Annotated in this window: 6 protein-coding genes and 1 tRNA gene; 5 read left to right on the top strand and 2 right to left on the bottom strand. The window is 67.2% G+C overall.

The annotated features are described in order from the left end of the window. Window positions 1-1,164, top strand: a 1,164-nt coding sequence (locus ACLFQI_RS11180) for a biotin--[acetyl-CoA-carboxylase] ligase (protein WP_410759357.1), incomplete at its 5' end; no start/stop codon positions are given. 211 nt (window positions 1,165-1,375) lie between these two features. Here ACLFQI_RS11180 and ACLFQI_RS11175 read toward each other — a convergent pair. Both ACLFQI_RS11175 and thiS read right to left on the bottom strand, forming a co-directional pair. Further along, window positions 1,376-2,173 carry a thiazole synthase gene (locus ACLFQI_RS11175; protein WP_410759356.1) on the bottom strand — a complete coding sequence of 266 codons (798 nt, stop codon included), beginning with the start codon at window positions 2,171-2,173 and terminating at the stop codon, window positions 1,376-1,378. 91 nt (window positions 2,174-2,264) lie between these two features. Beyond that, window positions 2,265-2,465, bottom strand: coding sequence for a sulfur carrier protein ThiS (gene thiS / locus ACLFQI_RS11170; protein ID WP_410759354.1), 201 nt, complete (start codon window positions 2,463-2,465; stop codon window positions 2,265-2,267). Window positions 2,466-2,718: 253 nt separating this feature from the next. Here thiS and ACLFQI_RS11165 point away from each other — a divergent pair, with 253 nt between their 5' ends. The 4 genes from ACLFQI_RS11165 to ACLFQI_RS11150 all read left to right on the top strand — a co-directional run. Then, a complete protein-coding gene (locus ACLFQI_RS11165) occupies window positions 2,719-4,539 on the top strand; it encodes an AMP-dependent synthetase/ligase (RefSeq protein ID WP_410759352.1) in 1,821 nt (606 codons plus the stop codon). A 105-nt stretch (window positions 4,540-4,644) separates the two neighbouring features. Beyond that, window positions 4,645-4,718 (top strand) — tRNA-Gly (locus tag ACLFQI_RS11160). A gap of 13 nt (window positions 4,719-4,731) precedes the next feature. Further along, complete coding sequence (locus ACLFQI_RS11155) at window positions 4,732-5,043, top strand: DUF2007 domain-containing protein (RefSeq protein WP_410759350.1); 312 nt, start codon at window positions 4,732-4,734, stop codon at window positions 5,041-5,043. 13 nt (window positions 5,044-5,056) lie between these two features. Continuing rightward, the coding region (locus ACLFQI_RS11150) for a hypothetical protein (protein ID WP_410759348.1) at window positions 5,057-5,465 on the top strand (409 nt) is incomplete at its 3' end.

Below are 5,465 nucleotides of genomic sequence, written 5' to 3'. Positions count from 1 at the left end.
CTGCTGGCGGACGGGCAGCCGCATTCGGGAGCGGCGATCGCCACGGCCCTCGGGATCAGCCGGGCGGCGGTGTGGAAGCGCCTGCATCGGCTCGACACTGAGCTGGAGCTGGGCATCGAGGCGGTTCGCGGGCAGGGCTATCGGCTGCCGGCGCCGATTGAGTTGCTGTCGGCCGAGCTGATCCAGGCCCGGCTCGATGCGGCGGCACGGCAACGCACGGCGGCGCTCACCATTCTCGAGCAGGTCGATTCGACCAATGCCTATCTGCTCGACGCAGGGCGGCGGCAGGCGCGCGCCGCTTCTGGCTCCGGCTCCGGTTCAGACGCTGGCTCTGGTTCGGGTTCTGGTTCTGGTTCTGGCTCTGGTTTCGGCTCAGACGCTGGCTCTGGTTCCGGTTCCGGTTCCGGTTCAGACTCCGGCTCGGAGTCCGGTTCAGATGCAGGCGTTGCTCTCGGCGCCGGCGAGATCTGCCTCGCCGAGTGCCAGACGGCAGGGCGCGGACGGCTCGGGCGACGCTGGGTGTCACCGTTCGGGCGCAATATCTATCTGTCCATCCTCTGGCGTTATGCGCTGGCGCCGGCCCAGCTCGGCGGCCTCAGTCTGGCGTGCGGGGTGGCGGTCGCCCAGGCGTTGCGGCGATTCGGCGTCGAGGGCATCGGGCTCAAGTGGCCGAACGATGTCCATTGGCGGCGGCGCAAGCTCGCGGGGTTGTTGTTGGAGGTCGCCGGCGAGGCCCAGGGGCCGAGCCGGGTGGTGGTCGGCGTGGGGATCAATCTGGGGCTGCGGGCTGCGGAGGCCGCGACCATCGACCAGCCCTGGGTCGACCTGAGCGAGGTCTGCAAGGGCGAGCCCTGCCGTTGCGAGGTCCCAAGCCGCAATGATTTGGCGGCGGCGTTGATCGACACCCTCACCGCAGCGCTGTCGCGCTATGCCGACCAGGGACTCTCGGCATTCCTCGACGACTGGCGTCGGCTCGACGCCTACCGAGACGAGCGGGTGACCTTGGTCGCTGGTCAGCAGCGGATCGAGGGGCGCTATCGCGGCATCGACAGCCACGGCAATCTCCGCCTTGAAACCGTTGCTGGCCAGCGCACCTTCGCCGCTGGCGAAGTCAGTCTGCGCCCTCGGCCTTGCGCGTCCGATCTGGATGGGCGTTCGACCTGATGAACGCCAGATCGCGCCGGCTCGCGCTGGCCCAACGGCCGAGATGCGACCAGAGGCTCGTATAGCCATTCGCCCTGACGCGCGGACACGAACATCCGGTGGAATCTGGGCTCCTAGGTCAGTGTTGTCCGGCAATCAGATCGAGCGGTCATATCCGCGCCTCGGGGCGAATCGCGAGCGTGTCGCGCTGGCCCGCACGGCGCCTTACGCCTTAGAAGAAGGTGCCCTCGAGCGGCGACGACGCCGAGGCGAAGCGCTTCGCCGGCATGCGCCCGGCTAGGAAGGCCTCGCGGCCGGCCTCGATGCCCTTGCGCATGGCGCTGGCCATCAACACCGGATCCTTCGCCGCCGCGATGGCGGTGTTCATCAGCACGCCGTCGCAGCCGAGTTCCATCGCGATGGCGGCATCGGAAGCGGTGCCAACGCCGGCATCGACCAGGATCGGCACGCTGGCGTTCTCGACGATGGTGAGGATGTTGAGCCGGTTGCGGATGCCGAGCCCGGAGCCGATCGGCGCCGCCAGCGGCATCACCGCCACGCAACCGATGTCCTCGAGCTGCTTGGCGATGATCGGGTCGTCGTTGGTGTAGACCATGACGTCGAAGCCATCGGCGACCAGCACCTTGGCCGCTTCGAGGGTCTGGAGCACATCGGGGAACAGGGTCTTCTGATCGCCGAGCACCTCGAGCTTGACCAAGTGATGGCCATCGAGCAGCTCGCGCGCGAGCCGGCAGGTGCGCACCGCGCTGTCGACGTCGTAGCAGCCGGCGGTGTTGGGCAGGATGGTGTAGCGATCGGGCGGCAATACTTCGAGCACATTGGGCTCGTCGGCATGCTGGCCGATGTTGGTGCGGCGCACCGCGATGGTGACGATCTCGGCGCCGCTGGCCTCGATGGCGCGGGCGGTTTCGTCCATGTCCTTGTATTTTCCGGTGCCCACGAGGAGGCGCGAGTGGTAGTCGCGACCGGCGATAGAGAAGCTGTCTGAGCGATTTGGCGAGGCGGTCATAAGGGATGGAAGAGGGTCAATAGGTTTTAGGGTTGAGGGCGACGATAGCCGATCGGGCCGCGCGTGTGCGCTGCGGATTGTCTTGATCCGCTTAGCCGCCGCCGACGGCATGGATGATTTCGACCTGATCGCCGGCCTTGAGTTCATGCTCGGGGAAGCGCCCGCGCGGCACCAGCTCGCGGTTGACCTCGACCGCGAGGCGGCGCTCGGCGAGTCCGAGTTGCTCGAGCAGCTCGGACAGGCGCATGGCGTCGGGAATGGTCTTGGGCTCGCCGTTGATGTGGATCTGCATCGGCTGCTGTCTCCTGATAAACGAATCGGTGGGGGCGACGCGCGCGCGGCGCGTCCGGATTGGTGCCTGGCGTGCGAGATGGCCGCTCGACCTGATTGCCGGACAACACTGGCCCAAGCAGCCCAGATTCCACGGCCAGATTGCACGGCCAGATTCCACGGGATGTCGTGTCCGCGCGTCAGGGCGAATGGCTATACACTAGACGGCGGCGCCGGCGCAAAGATATCCAGCATCCAACGAGGAGGCATCGCCAGTGAATCAATGGTCGGAGGATCTGATCTCGGTCGAGCGCGCGGGCACGCTCGACGGGCTCTTTCATCAACGCCTGCATCGGTCTCCAGACCGTCCCGCGTACCAATGGTTCGATCGCGCCGCCGATGACTGGCGCAGCATGACCTGGCGTGAGACCGCCGAGCAGGTCGCGCGCTGGCGCGCGGCCCTCGCTGGCGAGTCCGTGCAGGCCGGCGATCGCGTTGCGGTGCTGCTGCGTAACGGCTCGGAGTGGGTGATCTTCGATCAGGCCGCGCTCTCGCTGGGGCTGGTGAGCGTGCCGCTGTACACCGAGGACCGCGCCGAGAACGCGGCCCATATCCTCCAAGACGCCGATTGCAAGATGCTGTTGATCCAGGATGCCAGCCGTTGGAAGCGGCTGGCGCCGGCGCTTGGCGAGACGCTCCAGCTGGAGCGGGTGGTGATTCTCGAGGACAGCGAGCAGTCGCGCCGGATCGTTACCTATGACGAGCGCGCGGTGATCGCCGCGCGCTGGCTGCCGGAACACGGCGAGCCCTGGACGCAACGCGTCGCGGACCCGCATTCGCTCGCCACCATCGTCTACACCTCCGGCACCACCGGCCGGCCGAAGGGCGTGATGCTGAGCCATTTCAATATCCTGGCCAATGCCCATGCCAGCGTCACCATGCTCGATGTTTATCAGGAAGACATCTTTCTGTCGTTCCTGCCGCTGTCGCACATGCTCGAGCGCATGGGCAGCTATTACCTGCCGATGATGACCGGCTCCACCGTGGCCTATGCGCGCTCGATCACGCAGCTCGGCGAGGATCTGCAAACCATCCGCCCGACCGTGATCATCGCCGTTCCACGCGTGTTCGAGCGCGTCTATCAGCGCATCCAGGATCAGCTCGAGGGGCGCCCCAAGCCGCTGCGCGCGCTGTTCAAATTCGCGGTCCAGGTCGGCTGGATGGCGTTCGAGCATCGCCAGGGACGCCGGCGCTGGCATCCGCTGCTGTTGCTCTGGCCCTGGCTGCGGCGCAAGGTCGCGCGGCCGGTGTTGGAACGGCTCGGCGGGCGTCTGCGCGCGGCGGTGAGCGGCGGCGCGCCGATGCCGTTCGCGGTCGCGCGTTTGTTCATCGGGCTGGAGCTGCCCTTGGTGCAGGGCTATGGGCTCACCGAGACCAGCCCGGTGGTGGCGGTGAATCCACTCGAGGATAACCGGCCCGACAGCGTCGGTATCCCGCTGCGCGGCATCCAGGTGCGCATCGGCGCCGACGACGAGTTGCAGGTGCGAGGCCCCTGCAACATGCTCGGTTACTGGAATCATCACGCGGCCACCGCGCACATGTTCACCGCCGATGGCTGGCTGCGCACCGGCGATCAGGCACGCATCGACGGCCGTCATGTCTACATCACCGGTCGCATCAAGGACATCCTGGTGCTCTCCAACGGCGAAAAGGTGCCGCCGGCGGACATCGAGATGACCCTCGGGCTGGACCCGCTGTTCGATCAGGTGCTGATCGACGGCGAAGGGCGCTCCTATCTGACCGCGCTGCTGGTGATGAACCCCGATCTCTGGCCGGAGCTGGCGCGCGACTATGGCCTCGACCCGGAGCAGCCGGAGAGCCTGTCGCATCCGCCGCTGCTGCGCGACCTGGTCAAGCGCATCCGCGAGGCATTGGTCGATTTTCCCGGCTACGCGAAGGTGCGGCGGGTGGCGTTGACCCTCGAACCCTGGTCGATCGACAACGGCCTGCTGACGCCCACGATGAAGGTCAAGCGCGCCCAGGTGCTCGCGCATCATCGCGACGCGGTCGAGCGGATGTATGCCGAACATCTCTGAGCCGATTTGCCGGTGGCGATGGGTTTGCGCCTGGACCCGAGTGCCAGTCGAGGTCTCAGGGTTGCTTGCCGTCGCCGGCCGCTGGCTCTAGAATCAAAGGTTCAGGCGGGCGTAGTTCAATGGTAGAACAGGGGCTTCCCAAGCCTCCAATGTGGGTTCGATTCCCATCGCCCGCTCCATTTCTGAGCGATCATGCAGCCACTCTATCAAGCCGCCGACCGTATCGAGGCCCAGCTGCTCCAGGATCTCCTCGCCCGACACCGCATCGAAGCGCGCATCTTCGGCGACGCTCTCAGCGGTGCCGCCGGCGAGCTTCCGGTCGACATCTATCCCAGCCTCTGGGTGCTCGACGAGCGCGATCTGCCGCGCGCCCAAGCCGTGCTCGATGGTTGGCTGAGCGAGAATCGGGCCCGCGCCGAGTCCGGCTCCTGGGTCTGCCGAGGCTGTGGCGAATTGGTCGACGGCAGCTTCGATCTCTGCTGGCGCTGTGGCCAGGAACACTGAAGGACGCCCGCCGATGCCGACCTGGATCAAGCGCTTCATCGGTCTCGTCGTCGCGCTGCTCGTGCTGGCGCTCGGCGCCGCGCTCTTGGCGCCACGCCTGATCGATCGGCAGCAACTGCTGCGCGATCTCGAGACCGAGATCGCGCAATCGCTCGGGCGACCGACCCGCATCGAATCTATCGGGCGCCTGCGCCTGTTGCCGACCCCGAGCATCCGGCTCGATGGCGTTCGGGTCTGGGGCGCCGAAGCGTGGGAGAACGCTGCCCGGGAAGCCGAAGCCCGGGAGACCGCTGCCCGGGAGACCGACGGCCGGGAAGCCGAAGCCCGAGAGACCGATGCTCGGGAGACCGGCGCCCGGGAGACCGCTGCCCGGGAGACCGCTGCCCGGGAGACCGCTGCCCGGGAGACCGCTGCCCGGGAGA

Source organism: Halochromatium sp., from assembly GCF_046541315.1.
Lineage (GTDB): Bacteria > Pseudomonadota > Gammaproteobacteria > Chromatiales > Chromatiaceae > Lamprobacter.
This window is presented reverse-complemented; position numbering and strand designations above follow the sequence as displayed.